The sequence below is a fragment of the Deinococcus depolymerans genome, from assembly GCF_039522025.1.
Taxonomy (GTDB): Bacteria; Deinococcota; Deinococci; order Deinococcales; family Deinococcaceae; genus Deinococcus; species Deinococcus depolymerans.
The window spans coordinates 22527-40512 of the sequence record NZ_BAAADB010000007.1 but is presented as its reverse complement, the minus strand read 5'-3'; the positions used below and the strand labels follow the sequence as shown (position 1 = coordinate 40512).

Below are 17986 nucleotides of genomic sequence, written 5' to 3'. Positions count from 1 at the left end.
CGTGAATGGCGTTGAAGAATACCTGAGCTTGCTGGACGCCATAGTTCTTCTTGCACAGAAGCGCGATGCAGAGGGTGGACTTGACCGGCTGACCGATGAGGAGCAGACACAGCTTCGAAACCTCAGGCAGAGGACAGAAGAAGTCCTGACTGGCCGCATTCATCCTGACCCGGAGGCTGCTCTAGAGGTGCTGCTGACGCTTCTGGATCGACGTGGTCTATCGAACGCGCACCGCCGACTGTTGGACTACATTCCAGATCACGCTCTGCCCCGAGTCTTCGAGAAATCCCTCCTCGCTTTGGGAATGGATTACAAGGAGGCCGATGTGTCTGGACTGCGGTTGCAGCACGAGATGCTGGACAAGCTGCAATGGCAGGCACCAGATCTGTTTCATCCGTACCTCTCCGCCTTATGGAGTAAACGAAGTTGGGAATCAACGGGAGCCTGGTGGGGTGCAGGTAGGCGCTTCAGCCATGAACTCAGAAATGAGATGAACACCTCAATCGCTCATAGAAACTGGGCTCAGCTGTGTCTGGAGTGGTCGGGTGAACCTGAAAATCTTAATTTCGTTGCGAGCAAGCTGAATACCCAGTTGCTTGAAAATGCCGGAGTCGAGCGTAAAGGTGGAGAGTGGCGGCGACTGTACGCAGATGCCTGCTACCACATCATGCCCAGCCCAGCCGACTTGACGACCCACAATATGACCGCTCCAGCTCATATGCATCTGGATGATCTGTCGTGGCGGATCAATGGCGAGGGAATCCAGGCTGAGTACTGGGGCGCAGAAGGGCCGAAGTGCCCACATTGTGACTACAACTTGCAGCATCTCCTCACTCTCAGTAATCCAGTGCCCGGCGTTACGCTTCATGCGCCCATTACCTTCGTTGTCTGCACGTATTGCATGATCAGTGACCGGCCCACAATATTTGTGCACGATGACCACGGACTGCCTGAACGCCCCAAGTACCATGGGTCAGGCTTTGAGGAAACAGGAGGATATGACTTCTCAGACCTTGACCGGGAAACCTACAAGTTCCTGCATCATGGTCTTCCCGTGCAGTTGAAGGTAACACCGTCACGCTGGCTGTTCCAGAACGATTTCAACGACAGTCAGAACCTGAACCGGGTAGGTGGACCGCCTTCCTGGCTGCAGGGTCCAGAGTGGGAAACCTGCCCTAAATGTCAGCAGACCATGCTGTTCGTATTCCAGCTCCATGACGGCTTGGCGTACACAAATGGCACCATCTACGGATTCTGGTGCTCATCCTGTCGGATCAGTGCGATCCTGAATACCTACACGTGAGCGTCTCCATCTTTCCTATCCGTCATCACGGCCCCGGCAGTGCCCGGTCGCTTGAGCACGCGCTGAATCAGCTCAAGCCCGATGTGGTGCTGGTCGAGGGGCCGTCGGATGCGGATTCCGTTCTGCCGTTCCTGGCGCTGGAGGACATGACGCCGCCCGTGGCGCTGCTGGGCTACGTGAACGACGATCCTGCCAGAGCGTCGTTCTGGCCGTTCGCGGCGTTCAGTCCGGAGTTCGTGGCGTTCCGCTGGGCGGCGCGGGCGGGGGCGGCGGCGCGGTTCATGGATCTTCCGGCGTCGGTGACGCTGGTGGGCGAACGTGGGGACGACGAGTCGGATGACCTGCACAGCGATCCGTTGCGGGTGCTGGCGGAGGCGGCCGGGTACGCGGATTTCGAGCGGTGGTGGGAGACGCTGGTCGAGGCGCGCGGCGACGACTTCGACGTGTTCGAGGCCGTGAACGAGGCGATGCGGGCCGTGCGGGCGGATGCCCCGGCGGCGTCGGGCCGGGAAGCGCAGCGCGAGGCGTGCATGCGGCAGGCGATCCGCGCGGCCGTGAAGGGCGGGGCGGGGCGCGTGGCGGTGGTGTGCGGGGCGTGGCACGCTCCGGCATTGGACGTGGAGGCCTTCAAGGCGAAGGACGACGCGGCGATCCTGAAGGGCCTGCCGAAGGCGAAGGTCACGCTGACCTGGGTGCCGTGGACGCACGGCCGCCTCAGCACGGGCAGCGGGTACGGGGCGGGGGTGCGCTCGCCGGGGTACTACCATCACCTTTTCACGACGCGGCGGGACGTGACGGAACGCTGGTTCGCGCGGGTGGCGCGGCTGCTGCGCGAGGAGCGGCTGGAGGCGAGCAGCGCTTCGGTGATCGAGGCGACGCGGCTGGCGAACACCCTGGCGGCCCTGCGCGGGCGGGCGCTGCCGGGCCTGGACGAGCTGAACGAGGCGGTCCTGAGCGTGTTCGGGTGGGACAGTGACCTGCCCCTGCGGCTGATCGAGCGGCAACTGGTGGTCGGCGAGGCGCTGGGGGCGGTGCCGGACGGCGTGCCGACCGTGCCGCTGGCGCAGGATCTGGCCCGTATTCAGAAGAGCCTGCGCCTGAAGGTGCAGCCCGAGCAGACGGAGCTGACGCTGGACCTGCGCACCGACAACGATCTGGCCCGCTCTGTGCTGTTCCACCGCCTGAATCTGCTGGGCGTGCCGTGGGCGCAGGAGCGTTCCGTGGGGGGGCGCGGCACCTTCAAGGAGGCGTGGGCGCTGGCCTGGAAGCCGGAGTTCAGTGTGCGGCTGGTCGAGGCGAGCCGCAGCGGGCAGACGGTACTGGACGCGGCGACGGCCGTGGCGGTGGAGGCCGCCCGGAACGCGGGCACGCTGGCGGAACTGACGACCCTGCTGGAGGCCGTGCGCTACGCCGACCTGGAGGGCGCGCTGCCGGTGGCCCTGGCGGCGCTGGACGCGCGGGCGGCGGGGAACGCGGACGTGAGCGACCTGCTGGAGGCCCTGCCGCCCCTGGCGCGGCTGGCGCGCTACGGGGACGTGCGTGGGCGCGAGGGCGGGTCGAACGTGCTGGCGGGCGCGACGTTCCGGACGCTGCTCACGCGGGCGGGCGTGGGCCTGCCGCTGGCGGCGGTCGGGATCGCGGACGACGCGGCGTTCACCCTGCGCGGGCACGTGCAGGGAGCGGACGCGGCGGTGCGGTTGCTGGACGACGGCGCGGTCCTGGCGGGGTGGCAGGCGGCCCTGGCCCGACTTGCCGAGCGGGACGACACGCACCCGCTGCTCAGCGGGGACGCGGTGCGCCGGTTGCGGGACGCGTCGGTGCTGGACGGCCCGGAGGTGGAGCGGCGGCTGGGACTGGCGCTGAGCAGCGGGGTGCCGCTGGAGGTCACGGCGTGGCTGGACGGCTTCCTGGGCGACAGCGGCGCGCTCCTCATTCATGATCCGGCGCTGCTGGGGTTGCTGGACGACTGGCTGACCGGCCTGGACGGTCCGGTGTTCCAGGAGACGTTGCCGCTGCTGCGGCGGGTGTTCTCGCGCTTCGAGCGGCCCGAGCGCCGGGCCATCGGGGAGGCGTTGCGCGGCGCGGGTGCGTCGGGGCGGCGCGCGGCCCGCGAGGTGGACGGGGCGCGGGCGCTGCGGGCCGTGCCCATGGTGCTGCGCCTGCTGGGCGTGCAGGCGTGACCGGGCTGCGGGGCTGGCGGAAGGCCGTGTGCCCCGCCGGGGGTGGTGGTCCCTTCCGGCGGCCGCTACTGTGGGGGTCCGTGTCTGCCATGCCGAACCCCGCCGTTCCGTTCACGCCGGCCCGTCTGCGGCTGCCTCGACTGCTGCTTGCGGTGCTGGCCGGGCTGGCGTTGCTGGGCACGGCGCGGTCGGCGCCCGTGGTGCTCGTCTACCATCAGGTGGGCGTGAGTGGCGGGGCGTCGCTGGGCATCTCCCCGGACGCCCTGAACCGCCGCATCGAGACGCTGCGCCGCATGGGCTACCGTTTCGTGACGTCCAGCGAGGCGGCCCGCGCGCCGGTCCGTGAGCGGGTGGCGGTCATTCAGTTCGACGACGGGTTCGAGAGCGTGTACCGGCTGGCGTTTCCGGTGCTGCGCGCCCAGGGGGTGCCCGGCACGGCGTACGTCATCTGGTCGCGGGTGGGGCGGCCCGGCAGTCTGAGTGCCGCGCAGGTGCAGGAACTCCGGGAGGCCGGGTGGGAGATCGGCACGCACACCCACGCGCACGCGGCCCTGGCGGACCTGAGTCCCGCCGGTCTGCGCCGTGAACTGACGGTCCCGGAACAGGAGGCCGCTGGCGCCGCGCCCCGCTGCGTGGCGTACCCGCTGAACCGTCACGACGCGCGGGTGAGGCGCGAGGCGCGCGGGCAGGGACTGCAGTGCGGCGTGGCGGGCGGCCCGCCCGCGCTGGGCCGCGCGGACCCCATGGCCCTGCCCGCCCCGGCCATCACCGCGTGGGACGAGTCGCTGCTGCCCATGCGGGTCCGCTGGGGTCTGGACGCCCGCGTGCCGCTGCTGCTGCTGAGCGTCACGGAACCCGCCCTGGATGGCCTGCGCGGCGAGCACCCGGCCACGCTGCCCCCCCTGACCTGGAATCCGGCGCACTACGAGCTGCTGGGAAACGGCCTGATCAGCGCCGCGTGGCGCGGCGAGCGCGAGACCCGGCTGGCGTGGCGGGAGGGGGCCTGGAGTGTGAACGTCGCGGCGCGGCGCGGGGTCGGTGCCGGGAACGGTGCGTACACCGGGGCGGGCGTGGCGTTCAACGTCGCGCCGTTCACGCTGGCCGCCGGAGTGGACCGCAGCGGCCCGCTGCTGGGCGGCGCGGTCGCGCTGGGCGGACACGGCGAGCTGTGGGGCCGGGCCAGCCGACTGCAGGGCGCATGGCAGTGGGGGTGGGGCGGCACGTTCATCCCGGCGGATTACTGGGTGGTCACGGCCGCCCATGACCCCTCGGGCACGCAGCTGGGCCTGCGGGCCGCGGTGCCCTGGCAGAGCGGTGAGGGCCGTCCGTTGCGGCTGGGCGGCGGGTACCGCTGGGGGGAGAGGCCCGGTCCGTTCGTGGAAGCCGAGTACCGGATCGGCAGTTACGCCCTGACTGCCGAGGTGGGCGGCGGCGGGCGCTTCGGCGTGAAGTTCACGTCCGTCTGGTAGGTCGCGGGTGGGGCCGCCTGGTCTTACACGGATTCGGAGAGCCGCTCCGCAGCGTGGGAGCAGGGCGGACCGGCGGGCTTGGCAACCCGGTGCTGTTGCGGGTGGAGGGCGAGACAGACGGAAGCCGGATGAGAGCGGTTGGCGTAAAGAGGCAGCCTTCATGGCCGGGTGGAGTTATCAAGCTCCGCAGGAGAGCGGGTGAAGGTGGACGGTCAGGACGGACTGGAACAGCGGCGAAGCAGGGAATGGGGAGGCACCGGACATCTGTTGTTCCGATGCCGTCATTCGGAGAACGGCTCTGCAGGGCGGTGAGAGGCCGCGCATGCACGGCAGGGGAGGCAGGAGCATGACAGACACGGGAGACACGGAACGGTTACGCCGCTGGCGGTTGGTGCTGGGCGGCGGGGACGCCGACGGGCTGGCGTGCGGTCCCGGCGGGGCGGCGCAGGTCAGCCTGGGTTCCCTGGACCGCCGGATGGACGACGCCCTGGGCGGTCTGTACGACGCGGAACCGGGCGCGCGGCGCGGCGGGCTGGGCGCGAGCGCTCCGAAGGTGGCCCGCTGGCTCGCCGATCTGCGTGAGTTCTTTCCGCAGGACGTGGTGCGGGTCATGCAGGGCGACGCCATCGAACGCCTGAACCTGCAGCAGCTGCTGTTCGAACCCGAGATGCTCGGCGGGGTGGAGCCGGACGTGAACCTCGTCGGGACGCTCCTGAGCCTCCGCGGCGTGATGCCGGAGCGGGCCAGGGACGCGGCCCGCGCCGTGGTGCGCCGGGTGGTGGACGACCTGACGCGGCGGCTGGAGGAACCCACCCGCGCCGCCGTGACCGGCAGCCTGAACCGCGCGCAGCGCAACTTCCGGCCCCGCCCGGCCGAGATCGACTGGGACCGGACCATCCGCGCGAACCTCAAGACCTACCAGCCGGGGAAGAACACCATCATCCCTGAGCGGCTGGTCGGCATGGGCCGCCGGCGCCGCTCCCTGCGTGACATTGTCCTGTGCCTGGACCAGTCGGGCAGCATGGCGAGCAGCGTCGTGTACGCGGGTGTGTTCGGCGCGGTCCTCGCCAGCCTCCCGGCGGTCAGTACGCGTGTCGTGGTGTTCGACACGGAGGTCGCGGACCTCAGCGAGCACCTCGACGACCCGGTGGACGTCCTGTACGGCATCCAGCTGGGCGGCGGCACCGACATCAACCGGGCGCTCGCGTACTGCCAGGGGGTGATCCAGAAGCCCGAGCAGACCATTCTGGTGCTGGTCAGCGACCTGTTCGAGGGCGGGAACGAGCGCGAGATGCTGGCCCGCGCCCGCACCCTGAAAGACAGCGGCGTGAACGTCATCGCCCTGCTGGCCCTGTCGGACGACGGCGCGCCCAGTTACGACCATGGCGTGGCGCGCGCCCTGTCGGGCATGGGCATCCCGGCGTTCGCTTGCACGCCCGGTCATTTCCCTGGCCTGATGGCCGCCGCGATCCGCGGGGACGACGTGGGCACCTGGGCGGGCGAACAGGGACTCGTGGTGCGTGGGGGCGGCGTAGGCTGAGCGCATGACGCCCCGACCCGACCTGAACCGACTCGAACCGGTCCGATCCGACGCTGCGCCCCGCCTCGTGATCCCCGGGGGCAGCGGCGTCCTGGGCCGGGCCGTGGCGCGGCATTTCGCGGCGCAGGACTGGGACGTGGTCATCGTGTCGCGTTCGCGCCCGCCGGTGCCCACGCCGGGGCGCTGGGTGCCCTGGGACGCGCTGAGGCAGGGCAGGTGGGTGCGCGAGATCGACGGCGCGACGGCCGCGTCCTGAACCTCGCAGGCCGCACTGTCAACTGCCGGTACACCGCGCAGAACATGCTGGACATCTACACCTCGCGCCTGGACAGCACGCGGGCGCTGGGGCGCGCCATGGCGGCCGTGGAGAGGCCCCCGGCCGTGTGGCTGAACAGTTCCACCGCGACCCTCTACCGCGACGCCCGCGACCGCCCGCAGGACGAGGATTCAGGCGAGCCGGGCGTGGGGTTCAGCGTGGACGTCGCGACCCGCTGGGAGGCCGCCCTGAACGAACTGCACCTGCCCAGCACCCGCCGTGTGGCCCTGCGCACCGCCATGGTGTACGGCGTCGGTGCGGGCGGCGTCATGGAAACCACGGACCGGGTCGTCCGGCTGGGTGGGGCCGGCCCGATGGCCGGGGGCGGGCAGTACGTGTCGTGGATTCACGAGCGGGATTTCTGCCGCGCCGCGCAGTTCCTGATCGGGACGCCGCTGTCGGGACCGGTGAACGTGACCGCCCCGCACCCCCTGCCGAACGCCGATTTCCTGCGCGCCTACCGGGGGGCGTGGAGGGTGCCGCTCGGCGTGCCGTCCACGGCGGCGCTGATCGGCCTGGGCGCCGCCGTCATGGACTCCGAGCCGGAACTGCTGCTCAAGAGCCGCTGGGTGGTGCCGGGGCGCCTGCTGCAGGCGGGCTTCACGTTCGAGCATCCCAGCTGGCCGGGGGCGATCCGTGATCTGGTCCGCGAGGCGCGCCGGGTGGGCCACGCTGCCCGGTGAGGCGGAGGCCGACCCCGCCGCTCAGGGCCAGCGGGCCGTCCAGCCGTCCGCGTCCGGGGAGACGGCGTCGGCGGGCAGGTCCACGGTCAGGCTGGGCGTGCGGACCTGCCAGCGGTCCCCCTGCACGGTGGGCGCGGGCAGGCCGCGCAGCGTGACCTCCTGAACGTGCGACAGCGAGGGACCGCCGGTGCGGGCAGGGTGGCCGAAGGTGCCCAGCTGGGCGCGCAGGTGGTCGGGCCCGTCCCTGCGCAGCTGAAGCTGCCGGGCGTGCAGCAGGTCGCCGCCGGGCAGGGGGTGGAGGTTCATGGGGTCGAAGCTGCACACGCGCAGCGCGCCCCGGAGGTGCAGGCGCGGGCCGGGCTGGGCCTGGAAGGCGTCCAGTTGCGCCTGAAGCTGCGCGGCGTGGGTGGCGGCCGCCTCCCGCGCGGCGGCCTGCAGGTCGGCGTGCGGCGCGGCCGGAAGCGGGGTGCCGGTCCGTTCGAGCAGCAGGTCGGCCAGGGACTGCCCGGTCAGCGCGGCCTGCGGCCAGGGTGACGGGCCGTGCGGGTCGCGGCGGTCGAGCAGGTGGGCCAGGGCCGCGCCGCTGACATACGCCCAGCGGCGCGGCCCCAGGCCCGGAGCGGCAGCGGGATCCAGCGCCGGGAACTGCTGCAGGAAGCGGGTTTCCACGTAGGTGGCCAGTCCTTCGCGGGTCTCCATCCGGGTCTCGAAGGTGCGTTGCGCGACGGTCAGCAGGGCGTGTCGCTGCGCGCGCCAGGACAGCGCCTGCCGGGCCGGGGTGAGCCAGTCGGGTTCGTGCAGGGCGCGGCGCAGGCAGTGGGTTTCCTCGGCGCGGGCGTGCAGCACGGCCGGGTGGGCCGGGTAGGTGAGGGCGTCCAGTTCGCTCACCTCCCACGCGACCGAGGGAGTGGCGTGCTGGTAGGCGTGAAAGGCCTCGTGGATCAGGATGGCGGCCAGGGTCCGGGCGTCCGGTTCGCCCAGGCTGGGCAGCAGCACGCCCGCCGCCCACCGGCCGTCTCCCAGGGGGAGCGCGGTGTTCGCGTTCAGGTCGGGGTGGCGGCCTGGCCAGCTCCAGCCGTCCGGTTGCGCGGTCCAGCCCGGTCCGGGTGGGGGGGCGCACTGGTGCAGCCAGGTGTGCGTGCCGTCGAAGGTCAGCAGGGGCGTGCGCTGCGGGTGGAAGCCGGGCCACAGCGCCGGGGCCTGCGCGATCAGGCGCAGGGCGGCGCTCAGGGTGGCTGGGGGCTGCATGGTCTCAGCGTGCCATGCCGGGGCGGGGTGGGCAGGCGCAGGTGCGCGGCATGACCTAGCCCACCCCTGCCGTCCTGAATTGCCGAACGGTCGCGGCGGGGTAACTGGCTGGTCCGGGCCCCCCCGGGACGGACGCTTGCTGTTTCGGGGAAGCGCGTGATACCTTTACGTTTGGCTTGTATCAAGCCTGGAGGTTGCGTGGCGAGACGAAAAATGCCGGAACAGCGGGAAAAGCGTAAGAAGGAAGAGTCCGATACCGTGCGGGCCGAGGGCGTCGTGGAGGAAGCACTTCCGAACACGACCTTCCGAGTGAAGCTCGATACAGGACACGATCTCCTGGCTTACATCAGCGGCAAGATGCGCATTCACTACATCCGCATCCTGCCCGGTGACCGTGTGGTTCTGGAAATCAGTCCGTACGACACGTCGCGCGGACGGATCGTCTACCGCAAGTAAGCCCGAAGGCCGAAGTACCCACAGATTCCCCGCCTGCCAGAGGTGGGAGGGGGGTCGAGCGCTGCCAGCCAGGCACCCACGATGGGGTGCGCGGGCGCGGCGGCGCGAGGAGGAAGCATGAAAGTTCGTAGCAGTGTCAAAAAGATGTGCGACAACTGCAAGGTGATCCGCCGCCACGGGCGCGTTCTGGTCATCTGCACCAACGTCAAGCACAAGCAGAGGCAGGGTTAAGCATGGCGCGTATTGCTGGCGTTGACCTGCCCCGCGAAAAGCGCGTCGAAATCGCGCTCACCTACATCTACGGCATCGGCCTGACCCGCTCCAAGGAAATCCTGGCGACCACCGGCATCAACCCGGACACCCGCGTCAAGACCCTCAGCGAAGCGGAACAGAGCACCCTGCGTGAAGCCATCGAGAAGACCTACAAGGTCGAAGGTGACCTCCGCAGCGAAGTCGGTCAGAACATCAAGCGTCTGATGGACATCGGTGCCTACCGTGGCCTGCGTCACCGCCGCGGCCTGCCCGTGCGCGGCCAGCGCACCAAGACGAACGCCCGTACCCGCAAGGGGCCGCGCAAGACCGTCGCCGGCAAGAAGAAAGCGACGAGGAAGTAAGCCATGGCGAAGAGTACCAAAGGCAAGACCCCGCGCCGCGCCCGGCGCAACATCAGCGCTGGCCGCGCGTACGTGCACGCCAGCTACAACAACACCATCGTCACCATCACTGACCTCGACGGCAACTCCGTTGCCTGGAGCAGTGGCGGCACGATCGGCTACAAAGGCAGCAAGAAGGGCACTCCCTACGCCGCCCAGCTGGCCGCCGCCGACGCGGTGAAGAAAGCGCAGCAGACCTTCGGCATGAACATTGTCGACGTGATCGTGCGCGGCTCCGGCTCCGGCCGCGAGCAGGCCATCCGCGCCATCCAGGCCAGCGGGATCGAAGTGAAGTCCATCATGGACGACACCCCCGTCCCCCACAACGGCTGCCGCCCCAAGAAGAAGTTCCGCGCCTAAAGCGCACGCGCGCGCCCACCTGCCCCGCCTCCACCGCTCACCTCCCGGTGACGTAAGCCCCACCACAGGCAACGGAGGCGGGCAACAGAGGGCCGCAGACCCGGCTGCACTTCACAGAAGTCGCGCCGCAAGGAGAGTTAAGACATGGGTCGTTTCCGTGGTTCCATCACCAAACAGAGCCGCCGCGAAGGCATCAACCTCGCGGAGACCGAAAAAGTCCAGAAGTACCTGGACCGCCGTCCCTACGCGCCCGGCCAGCACGGCCAGCGCCGCGGCCGTGGTCGCCCCAGCGACTACAGCGTCCGACTGCGCGAAAAGCAGAAACTCGCCCGCCTGTACGGCATGGGTGAAAAACAGTTCCGTAACCTCTTCGAGGAAGCGGCCAACGTTCCCGGCGTGACCGGCACCGTGTTCCTGCAGCTGCTGGAACGCCGCCTGGACAACGTCGTCTTCCGCATGGGCTTCGCCAGCACCCGCCGGCAGGCCCGTCAGTTCGTCGGCCACGGTCACATCCTGGTCAACGGCAAGAAGGTCGACATCGCCAGCTACCGCGTCAAGATCGGCGACGAGATCAGCGTGTCCGAACTCGGCCGCAAGATCGGCTTCATCCAGGAGAACATGGAAGCGCAGAAGCGCCGCCGCGTCAGCCCCTGGGTCGAACTGGACGCCGAGAACTTCAAGGGTACCTTCTCCCGCCTCCCCGCGCGTGAAGACCTCGCCCTTCCCATCAACGAGAACTTCATCATCGAGTACTACTCGCGCTAAATCAGGAGGCCCCAGTGGATCAAAAGCGCCCTCAACTCAAGGCCCGCGTGGACGGCGATTACGGCGAGTTCGTCCTGGAACCGCTCACGCGCGGTTACGGCGTCACCATCGGGAACCCCATCCGGCGCATCCTGATGTCCTCGATCCCCGGCACGGCTGTCACCAGCGTGTACATCGAGGACGTCCTGCACGAGTTCTCCACGATTCCTGGCGTTAAGGAAGACGTGATCCAGATGATCCTGAACCTCAAGGAGCTCGTCGTGAAATTCCACGCGAGCGGCCCCAAGACCCTGACCCTGCGCGCGCAGGGCGAAGGCGTCGTGCGGGCCAGCGCCTTCGAGGTCCCCAGCGACGCTGAGATCGTCAACCCTGACCTGGTGATTGCCAACCTCGCAGAGGACGGCAAACTGGTCATGGAAGTGCGTGTCGAGGAAGGCGAAGGATACGTTCCCGCCGACAAGCACGCCACCAAGGACCGCATCAACTCCATTCCGGTGGACGCCGTGTTCTCCCCGGTGCGCCGCGTGGCGTACCACGTGGAAAACACCCGCGTCGGTCAGCAGACCGACCTGGACCGCCTGATCCTGCGCGTCTGGACCGACGGTAGCGTCAGTCCCCAGGACGCACTGGACAAGAGCGTGGAGATCCTCCGCGATGAACTCACGGTGTTCGGCAACGTGGAAACCCTCCCCGCCGCCACCCCCGAGTACCAGCAGCCGGTCTACACCCCCGCGCCCGCCGCGCCGAACGTGTACGACCTGCCCCCCCAGACCTCCTCGCTGAACCTGAACCCCGGCGATTACCCCGCCGAGATGGACTCACCCCGCGTGACCCTCGAAGGTCTGGGTCTCACGACCCGCGTGCTGCACTCCCTCAAGGAAGAAGGCATCGACAGCGTGGACGCCCTGTGCGCCCTCTCCGACCGCGACCTGAAGAAGGTCCCCGGTATCGGCGAGCGCAGCCTGGACGAAATCAAGCAGCAACTCGCCCAGTTCGGCCTCGCCCTGCGCGACTGAGCCGACTGACCCCAAAGGAGAATCACCATGCGTCACGGTAAATCCGGTCGCAAGCTCAACCGCAACAGCAGCAGCCGCACCGCCCTGGCCCGCGCCCAGGCGACGGCCCTGCTGCGTGAAGGTCGCATCCAGACGACCCTCACCAAGGCCAAGGAGCTTCGCCCCTACGTCGAGAAACTGATCACCACCGCCAAGGGCGGCGACCTGCACGCCCGCCGCCTGGTGGCCCGCGACATCCACGACAACGACGTGCTGCGTAAAGTCATGGACGAAGTGGCCCCCAAGTACGCCGAGCGTCCCGGTGGCTACACCCGCATCCTGCGCGTCGGCACCCGCCGCGGTGACGGCGTCACCATGGCCCTGATCGAACTCGTCTGATCCCACCCGGGACCCAGGCCAGGAACCCCGCCCCCGTGGCGGGGTTCCTGCTGTTGTGAAGCAGGTGCCATAAACAGGCAGGCTGTATGGCCGGGCAGACCTGTCAAGCGCCCCAGGAGAGCGAGTGAAGGTTGACGGGCAGGACGGACCGCAACCGCTGCGAAGCAGAGAATGGAGGCGTCATCCGGATTCCGTCTGGTTCGGTAACAACCCGGAACACCACCGGGTTACCAACGCCACGCCCGGACCCCGTTTCGCTCCCACTCTGCGGGGCAGCTCTGCGAGTCCGTATCAGGGGCCTTCGGTGTACACGCGGCTGGGGTAGTAGTACCGCTGCAGCAGCAGTTTTCCCAGCGCCACGGTCGGCACGGCCAGCAACGCCCCCGCGAAGCCCAGCAGCGCCACACCCACCAGGATCGCCACCAGTACCGTGATCGGGTGAAGGTCAGTGGTGCGCGACAGGATGTACGGGCTCAGGAAGTTCCCCTCGATCTGGTTGGCCAGCACGAAGATGCCCACCACGACCAGAATTTTCAGCAGCGCGCCGGGCAGCGTGAGCGCCAGCAGGATGGCCGGGAGCGCCCCGATGATCGGCCCCAGGTACGGCACGATGTTGAACGCACCCGCCAGGAAGCCGATGGCCGCCGCGCTGGGAATGCCGATGACCGTGAGTCCCAGCCACACGAACACCCCGATGAACGTGGCGATCACCAGCTGGCCGCGCACGTACCCGCCGACAGCCGTGCCGATCAGGTCACTGACCTCCAGCACGCGCGGCTGCCAGGGGCGCGGGAACACGCCCAGCAGCGTGGCGTTCACGCGGCTGTAGTCCAGCATCAGGTAGATGCTCAGCAGCAGGATCAGCAGCACCTGCCCGACCACCCCCCCGATGGACAGCAGGCCGCTGAGAATCGAACCGGTGGAACTCAGGCCCCGCTGCAGGATCGGCATCAGGTTCTGACCAATGTTCTGCACGTACTTCTGGGCCGCCTCGATCAGCTGGGCGCGGGTGTTGCCCAGGCCCGGCACGCCCAGGTTGCTCAGCCAGCGGGTCATGCGGTCCAGGGTGTCTCCCAGGGTGCCGATCTGCTCCGGCAGTTTCTGCAGCAGGGTCACCAGCTGCCCGGAGATCGTCGCCAGCAGTACGCCCGCCAGTCCCAGCAGCGCCAGGAAGGCCAGCACCACGAAGAACACGCCCAGTCCGCGTTTGACCCGGCCGCGCTCCAGCCAGTTGAGCAGCGGGTTGGCCAGGTAGGCGATCAGGAAGGCGACGGCGAAATCGATCAGCACGGACCGGATCTGACCGACCAGCCGGTACGTCAGGTATGCGAGCAGCAGGAAGACGGTCAGGCGGAGCCAGGGGTTGCGCCAGGCGTACTGGAAGGCGTTCAGCGGAAGGATGTCCGGTCGGGGGGAGGGGAGAGGGGTCACGTTCCTTTCACTGTACGGCACCGGCCCGGGCCGGCGACGGGCGCGCCGCACCACCGGCGGCCGGATCACAGTCAGCCCGGATGGAACGGGGGGGCGACGGCGTTCACCGTTCGCCCCCCCGTCCCGCCGGGTTTCAGAAGCTGCGGGTCACGACCTGCCCGGCCTGCCCGAGCGGGGCGGGCGCAGCGCCGTTCACGCCGACCTTCACGGCCCCGGCGTTCCCGGTGCGGATGGTCACGCCTTTCGGGAAGCCCTTGACGGTCCCGGCGGGCGGGGTGCCCTGGTACAGCACGCGTCCCGCCGCGTCGGTCACGCGGGTCCAGGAGGCGCCGCTGAACATCACGTTCACTGCCTGGGCCGGCTTGCCGGGGGCGGCCGGCGTGGTGGCCTTACCGGCGGGCGCCGGTGCGGGGGCGGCGGGCGTGGAGGTGCCTGACGCTGGTCCGGCCGGCGCGGGGACCGGCGTACTCAGGTCCACCAGCACGCTGGCCTGACCGCTGGGCTGCAGCTGCGCGCGCAGGTTGCGGCTGCGGCTCAGGTCCACGGTCTGTTTCAGGGACGTGCGGCCCGGCGCTTCCACGCGCAGCTGCGCGTCCCGGCGGGCGTCCACCGGGAAGGACTGCACGGGCGTCACGCCAAGGTCGCGGTTGTCGAGGTACACGCGCGCCCCGTTCGGGACGCTGCTGACACTCAGGCGCACGGTCGTGACCGGCGCGGCAGCCGGACCGGGTGGGGTGGCCGCGCCGGCCGCCGTGGTGGCCGCGGGCGCAGCGGGAGCCCGCAGGGCGCTCAGGGCGTAGTACCCGCCGGCACCCAGGATGATCACGCCGGTCGCCACGCCGGCCAGCAGCGCGGGGCTCAGGCCCCGGGCGGCGCGGCCCGCAGGCCGCGCCGCGGGGCCGCGCAGGGACTGCGTCATTTCCGCCGAGGCGGGCACGCTCCGGTCGAACTCCGCCAGCAGCGGCGCCGGGTCCAGGCTCAGCTCACGGGCGTAGCGTTGCAGGTACGAGCGGGCAAAGGTGCGTTCGGGCAGCAGGCTGGTGTTGCCTTCCTCCAGTGCCCGGAGGTAATCCCCGCGGATCTTGGTGCGCAGGGCCACGTCCTGCGTGGTGAGCCCCTGGGATTCACGGGCCTGTTTCAGCGCGGCGCCAAAGCTCATAACCGTTACCCTACACGGTTCCGGCCACGACCGTGAGGGCGGGGGCGGTGGGTGAGCGGATCAGCCTTCATAGGGGGTGCCCAGGGCCTTGGGAGCGCGGCTGCGGCCGGTGAAGATCAGGGCCAGAATGGTGATCAGGTACGGCAGCGCCTGCACCAGCGTGGGGGGCAGCAGGTCCTCGCCGCCCAGCACGATGCTCAGGGCCTGCAGCAGGCCGAACAGCAGGGTCGCGCCGAGCACGCCCAGCGGTTTCCACTGCCCGAAGATCAGCGCGGCCAGCGCGATGAAGCCGCCCCCGGCGCTGATGTTCCGCACGTACGAGTCGAGGTTCCCGATGCTCAGGAACACCCCGGCCGTGCCGGCCAGCACGCCAGACAGGATCACGGCGCTGTAGCGCATGCGGCGCACGTTCACGCCCATGCTGGCCGCCGCGCCCGGCTGCTCACCGGTGGCGCGCAGCCGCAGGCCGTACGGCGTGCGGTACATCACGTACCACGCGGCGGCCACGGCCAGGAACGCGAAGTACACGGGCGGCGAGAACTTCAGGTCCCCGACGCCCCACAGCGGCAGGGCGTTCTCGACCTTGGGGCTCTCGTTCGACACGCCGTACAGCGCGGTCAGCAGGACCGCCGGGACGCCCGTGGCCAGCAGGTTGATGGCCGTGCCGCTGATCACCTGGTTGGCGCGGTACTTGATGGACACCACCGCGTGAATCCAGGCGATCAGGCCGCCGACCAGCATCCCGGCCAGCCAGCCGACCCAGGGCGCGGCGGCGCCCAGCGAGGGTTCCAGCAGTTTGGTGGACACGGCGCCCGCCAGCGCACCGAAGATGATCAGGCCGTCCAGGGCGATGTTCACGACGCCGCTGCGTTCGCTGAACAGGCCGCCCAGCGCGGTCAGCAGCAGCGGCACGACGGAGCGGATGAAGGTGACCAGGAAGGCGGTCGTGAACAGTTGCTCGAGAAGATTCATTTGTCACCGTCCCGGGTGTGCTCGGGGTTCTGACCGACGTTGGGGAGGGGCGTGCTGCGTTCCAGGTGCGCGGCCGAGGTGCCGTCCAGGGAGGGCGCGCCGGGCCCGGCCTTCGCGGAGGCCAGCAGCGCGGGGGGCGGCGGGTCGGTCACGCGGCGGCTCAGGAACCCGCCGGCCGCGATGAACAGCACGATCAGGGCCTTGAGGACCGTCACGATGTCGCGGTTGATGGTGTCGAGTTTCTGGTCCACGTCGATGCCGCCGGTGTCGATGGTGCCGAACAGCACGCTGGCCGCCACCACCCCGGCCGGAGTGCTCTGGCCCATCAGGGCGACCGCGATGCCGTCGAAGCCGACGTTCACGGGCATGTTGCCTTTCAGGCGGTACTCGTCGAGCGCGCCGCCGTTCACGTAGTGCGTGCCGGCCAGACCGGCGAACATCCCGGCGATGGTCATGGCCAGGATGGTGCCGCGCGCCACGCTGATCCCGCCGTACTCGGCGGCCTTGGGCGACAGGCCCACGGCGCGCAGGGCGTAGCCGGTCGCGGTGCGCCACATCAGCGTGCCGAACAGCGCCACGCACACCAGCGCGATCAGGAACGCGCCGTTGAGCTGGCTGCCGGTCACGCTGACCGGAATGCCGATCCGCCACGTGAGGGCGCCCAGGACCAGCGCGGCGGCCGCGGCGATCAGGGTGCGGTTCCGCTGGCGGCGCAGCGCGAGCCGCGCACCGAAGAACGCGGCGGCGGCGACCAGCAGCCCGACGCTGATGGCGACCGCACCGTTGGAGCCCACGTTCAGGACGCTCAGCAGCGGGCGCAGCTGCGCGGCCTGCTGCAGTTCCTGGCTGCGGGGTTCGAAGCCCTCGGCCTTGAAGGGCAGGGAGTACTCGCGGCCCAGGAACGGGAACTTGTCGTTGCCGATCATGAAGATGAAGATGGCGGACGCCACGTAGTTCAGCATGATCGTGTTGATGACCTCGCTGGACCCGAACCGCGCCTTGAGCACGCCCGGAATGGCGCCCCACAGCGCGCCGCCCAGCGCGGCAGCCAGCACGGACAGCGGCAGCAGTGCCCAGCCCAGGCTGGCCGGGGCGTACACGCCGACCAGCATCGCGCCGATGGCGCCCATGGTCAGCTGGCCCGGCGCGCCGATGTTGAACAGCCCGGTGCGGAACGCGAAGGCCACGCTCAGGCCGGTGAAGATCAGCGGCGTGGCGAGCTTCAGGCTGTCCAGCAGCGGGTTGAGGGCCGTGACCGGCGCGAACAGCGTGGAGTACACGAAGTACACCATGTCCGCCTTGGCCAGCCAGCCGCTCCAGAGGCTCAGGGGCGCGCCGCTGCGGTTGATGGCGGGCTGCACGACCAGAACCACCAGCGCTCCCACCAGGATCGCCAGGCCGATGGCCGCGACCGGCACCAGCAGGCCGCGCATGCGGTTGAAGGTCTGCCACCACCAGTCGCGGGCGCTCAGGCCGGCACCGGCGGCGATCAGGCCGGCCAGTGCCGGGAGGAACAGGCCGAGGTTCATGCCGGCGCTGGCGTAGTAGTTGCGCAGCTGGCGTTTGGCGCCGGGCCGCAGGACGCTGTCGGCCATGACGCGCGCCGTCTGCTCCTCGATGCTGTTGCCCAGCGTGACGACCGCCGCGACGGCCAGCGCGAAGCCCAGCAGGCCCGTGATCCAGAACCAGTTCTGGCGGCGCAGCGCTCCGACCAGCGTGGCGACCATCATCGCCAGCGTGGCCCAGGCCAGCGTGACGATGGTCCCGGTCGGCGGAAGCGGCGCCTGTTGATCGGCGGAGAGATTCATGACTGAACCGCTCAGGTGCAGCAGCACGGCGTCTGCGCTGAAGCCGCGGCCCAGGGTGGCCAGTGGGGCGAGGAGCATCCCCGCGACCGCAACCGCGCAGGCGATCAGCGCGATGCGTGAAGCGTCCCCAGAGGGGCGAGAGTGAGAAACGTGGGTCACCGTAGCATTGTACGTGGTCCAGACATGTTGTGCCGACCCCCGCCCGGGCTGTGCTGGGTCCAGCGGTGGGGGTAATCCGCGCGGGTCCAC

At 69.7% G+C, this 17986-nt stretch carries 18 protein-coding genes; 13 read left to right on the top strand and 5 right to left on the bottom strand.

The window, feature by feature from the left end; translation table 11 throughout:
* Window position 1: 1 nt before the first annotated feature.
* From ABDZ66_RS04560 to ABDZ66_RS04535, 6 genes are all read left to right on the top strand, one after another.
* A complete protein-coding gene (locus ABDZ66_RS04560; RefSeq protein ID WP_343756575.1) occupies window positions 2-1303 on the top strand; it encodes a hypothetical protein in 1302 nt (433 codons plus the stop codon).
* Window positions 1258-3483 carry a DUF5682 family protein gene (locus tag ABDZ66_RS04555; protein ID WP_343756573.1) on the top strand — a complete coding sequence of 742 codons (2226 nt, stop codon included), beginning with the start codon at window positions 1258-1260 and terminating at the stop codon, window positions 3481-3483. The genes ABDZ66_RS04560 and ABDZ66_RS04555 overlap by 46 nt, the downstream gene beginning before the upstream one ends.
* A gap of 89 nt (window positions 3484-3572) precedes the next feature.
* On the top strand, window positions 3573-4952 hold the full coding sequence (locus tag ABDZ66_RS04550; protein WP_343756571.1) for a polysaccharide deacetylase family protein: 1380 nt from the start codon (window positions 3573-3575) through the stop codon (window positions 4950-4952).
* Window positions 4953-5298: 346 nt separating this feature from the next.
* Window positions 5299-6492 (top strand): VWA domain-containing protein, encoded by a 1194-nt coding sequence (locus ABDZ66_RS04545; protein ID WP_343756568.1) that lies wholly within the window; start codon window positions 5299-5301, stop codon window positions 6490-6492.
* A 4-nt stretch (window positions 6493-6496) separates the two neighbouring features.
* Entirely contained in the window at window positions 6497-6748 is a 252-nt protein-coding gene (locus tag ABDZ66_RS04540; RefSeq protein WP_343756565.1) for a hypothetical protein, read from the top strand.
* Window positions 6709-7491, top strand: a complete 783-nt coding sequence (locus tag ABDZ66_RS04535; protein ID WP_343756563.1) for a DUF1731 domain-containing protein — start codon at window positions 6709-6711, stop codon at window positions 7489-7491. The genes ABDZ66_RS04540 and ABDZ66_RS04535 overlap by 40 nt, the downstream gene beginning before the upstream one ends.
* 21 nt (window positions 7492-7512) lie before the next feature.
* Here ABDZ66_RS04535 and ABDZ66_RS04530 read toward each other — a convergent pair whose 3' ends face one another.
* Window positions 7513-8739 (bottom strand): hypothetical protein, encoded by a 1227-nt coding sequence (locus ABDZ66_RS04530; protein WP_343756561.1) that lies wholly within the window; start codon window positions 8737-8739, stop codon window positions 7513-7515.
* Window positions 8740-8952: 213 nt separating this feature from the next.
* On the opposite strand from ABDZ66_RS04530, the gene infA reads away from it, so the two are divergent.
* The 7 genes from infA (at window position 8953) to rplQ (ending at window position 12367) form a co-directional block, all read left to right on the top strand.
* A complete protein-coding gene (gene infA / locus ABDZ66_RS04525; RefSeq protein ID WP_019012076.1) occupies window positions 8953-9195 on the top strand; it encodes a translation initiation factor IF-1 in 243 nt (80 codons plus the stop codon).
* Window positions 9196-9312: 117 nt separating this feature from the next.
* Entirely contained in the window at window positions 9313-9426 is a 114-nt protein-coding gene (rpmJ, locus tag ABDZ66_RS04520) for a 50S ribosomal protein L36 (protein WP_019012075.1), read from the top strand.
* Between the two features lie 2 nt (window positions 9427-9428).
* Window positions 9429-9809 (top strand): 30S ribosomal protein S13, encoded by a 381-nt coding sequence (rpsM, locus tag ABDZ66_RS04515; protein ID WP_055362795.1) that lies wholly within the window; start codon window positions 9429-9431, stop codon window positions 9807-9809.
* A gap of 3 nt (window positions 9810-9812) precedes the next feature.
* A complete protein-coding gene (gene rpsK / locus ABDZ66_RS04510) occupies window positions 9813-10208 on the top strand; it encodes a 30S ribosomal protein S11 (protein WP_046843186.1) in 396 nt (131 codons plus the stop codon).
* Window positions 10209-10352: 144 nt separating this feature from the next.
* Window positions 10353-10973: a 30S ribosomal protein S4 gene (rpsD, locus tag ABDZ66_RS04505; RefSeq protein ID WP_055362796.1), complete on the top strand. Its 621-nt coding sequence runs from the start codon at window positions 10353-10355 to the stop codon at window positions 10971-10973.
* A 14-nt stretch (window positions 10974-10987) separates the two neighbouring features.
* On the top strand, window positions 10988-11989 hold the full coding sequence (locus ABDZ66_RS04500; protein ID WP_343756525.1) for a DNA-directed RNA polymerase subunit alpha: 1002 nt from the start codon (window positions 10988-10990) through the stop codon (window positions 11987-11989).
* A 27-nt stretch (window positions 11990-12016) separates the two neighbouring features.
* Window positions 12017-12367: a 50S ribosomal protein L17 gene (gene rplQ / locus ABDZ66_RS04495; RefSeq protein WP_273989215.1), complete on the top strand. Its 351-nt coding sequence runs from the start codon at window positions 12017-12019 to the stop codon at window positions 12365-12367.
* 291 nt (window positions 12368-12658) lie between these two features.
* Here rplQ and ABDZ66_RS04490 read toward each other — a convergent pair whose 3' ends face one another.
* The 4 genes from ABDZ66_RS04490 to ABDZ66_RS04475 form a co-directional block, all read right to left on the bottom strand.
* On the bottom strand, window positions 12659-13798 hold the full coding sequence (locus tag ABDZ66_RS04490) for an AI-2E family transporter (protein ID WP_343756520.1): 1140 nt from the start codon (window positions 13796-13798) through the stop codon (window positions 12659-12661).
* 133 nt (window positions 13799-13931) lie between these two features.
* A complete protein-coding gene (locus ABDZ66_RS04485; RefSeq protein ID WP_343756518.1) occupies window positions 13932-14957 on the bottom strand; it encodes a RodZ domain-containing protein in 1026 nt (341 codons plus the stop codon).
* A 60-nt stretch (window positions 14958-15017) separates the two neighbouring features.
* Window positions 15018-15929 (bottom strand): ABC transporter permease, encoded by a 912-nt coding sequence (locus ABDZ66_RS04480; RefSeq protein ID WP_343756516.1) that lies wholly within the window; start codon window positions 15927-15929, stop codon window positions 15018-15020.
* Window positions 15926-17896 (bottom strand): ABC transporter permease, encoded by a 1971-nt coding sequence (locus tag ABDZ66_RS04475; protein ID WP_343756514.1) that lies wholly within the window; start codon window positions 17894-17896, stop codon window positions 15926-15928. Before ABDZ66_RS04475 ends, ABDZ66_RS04480 begins: the two co-directional genes overlap by 4 nt.
* Between the last annotated feature and the right edge of the window lie 90 nt (window positions 17897-17986).

Coding starts and splice junctions, on each gene's coding strand:
- ABDZ66_RS04550 (WP_343756571.1), top strand. CDS start 3,573: ATGCCGAACCCCGCCGTTCCGTTCACGCCGGCCCGTCTGCGGCTGCCT.
- ABDZ66_RS04545 (WP_343756568.1), top strand. CDS start 5,299: ATGACAGACACGGGAGACACGGAACGGTTACGCCGCTGGCGGTTGGTG.
- ABDZ66_RS04540 (WP_343756565.1), top strand. CDS start 6,497: ATGACGCCCCGACCCGACCTGAACCGACTCGAACCGGTCCGATCCGAC.
- ABDZ66_RS04530 (WP_343756561.1), bottom strand. CDS start 8,739: ATGCAGCCCCCAGCCACCCTGAGCGCCGCCCTGCGCCTGATCGCGCAG.
- infA (WP_019012076.1), top strand. CDS start 8,953: ATGCCGGAACAGCGGGAAAAGCGTAAGAAGGAAGAGTCCGATACCGTG.
- rpmJ (WP_019012075.1), top strand. CDS start 9,313: ATGAAAGTTCGTAGCAGTGTCAAAAAGATGTGCGACAACTGCAAGGTG.
- rpsM (WP_055362795.1), top strand. CDS start 9,429: ATGGCGCGTATTGCTGGCGTTGACCTGCCCCGCGAAAAGCGCGTCGAA.
- rpsK (WP_046843186.1), top strand. CDS start 9,813: ATGGCGAAGAGTACCAAAGGCAAGACCCCGCGCCGCGCCCGGCGCAAC.
- rpsD (WP_055362796.1), top strand. CDS start 10,353: ATGGGTCGTTTCCGTGGTTCCATCACCAAACAGAGCCGCCGCGAAGGC.
- rplQ (WP_273989215.1), top strand. CDS start 12,017: ATGCGTCACGGTAAATCCGGTCGCAAGCTCAACCGCAACAGCAGCAGC.
- ABDZ66_RS04485 (WP_343756518.1), bottom strand. CDS start 14,957: ATGAGCTTTGGCGCCGCGCTGAAACAGGCCCGTGAATCCCAGGGGCTC.
- ABDZ66_RS04480 (WP_343756516.1), bottom strand. CDS start 15,929: ATGAATCTTCTCGAGCAACTGTTCACGACCGCCTTCCTGGTCACCTTC.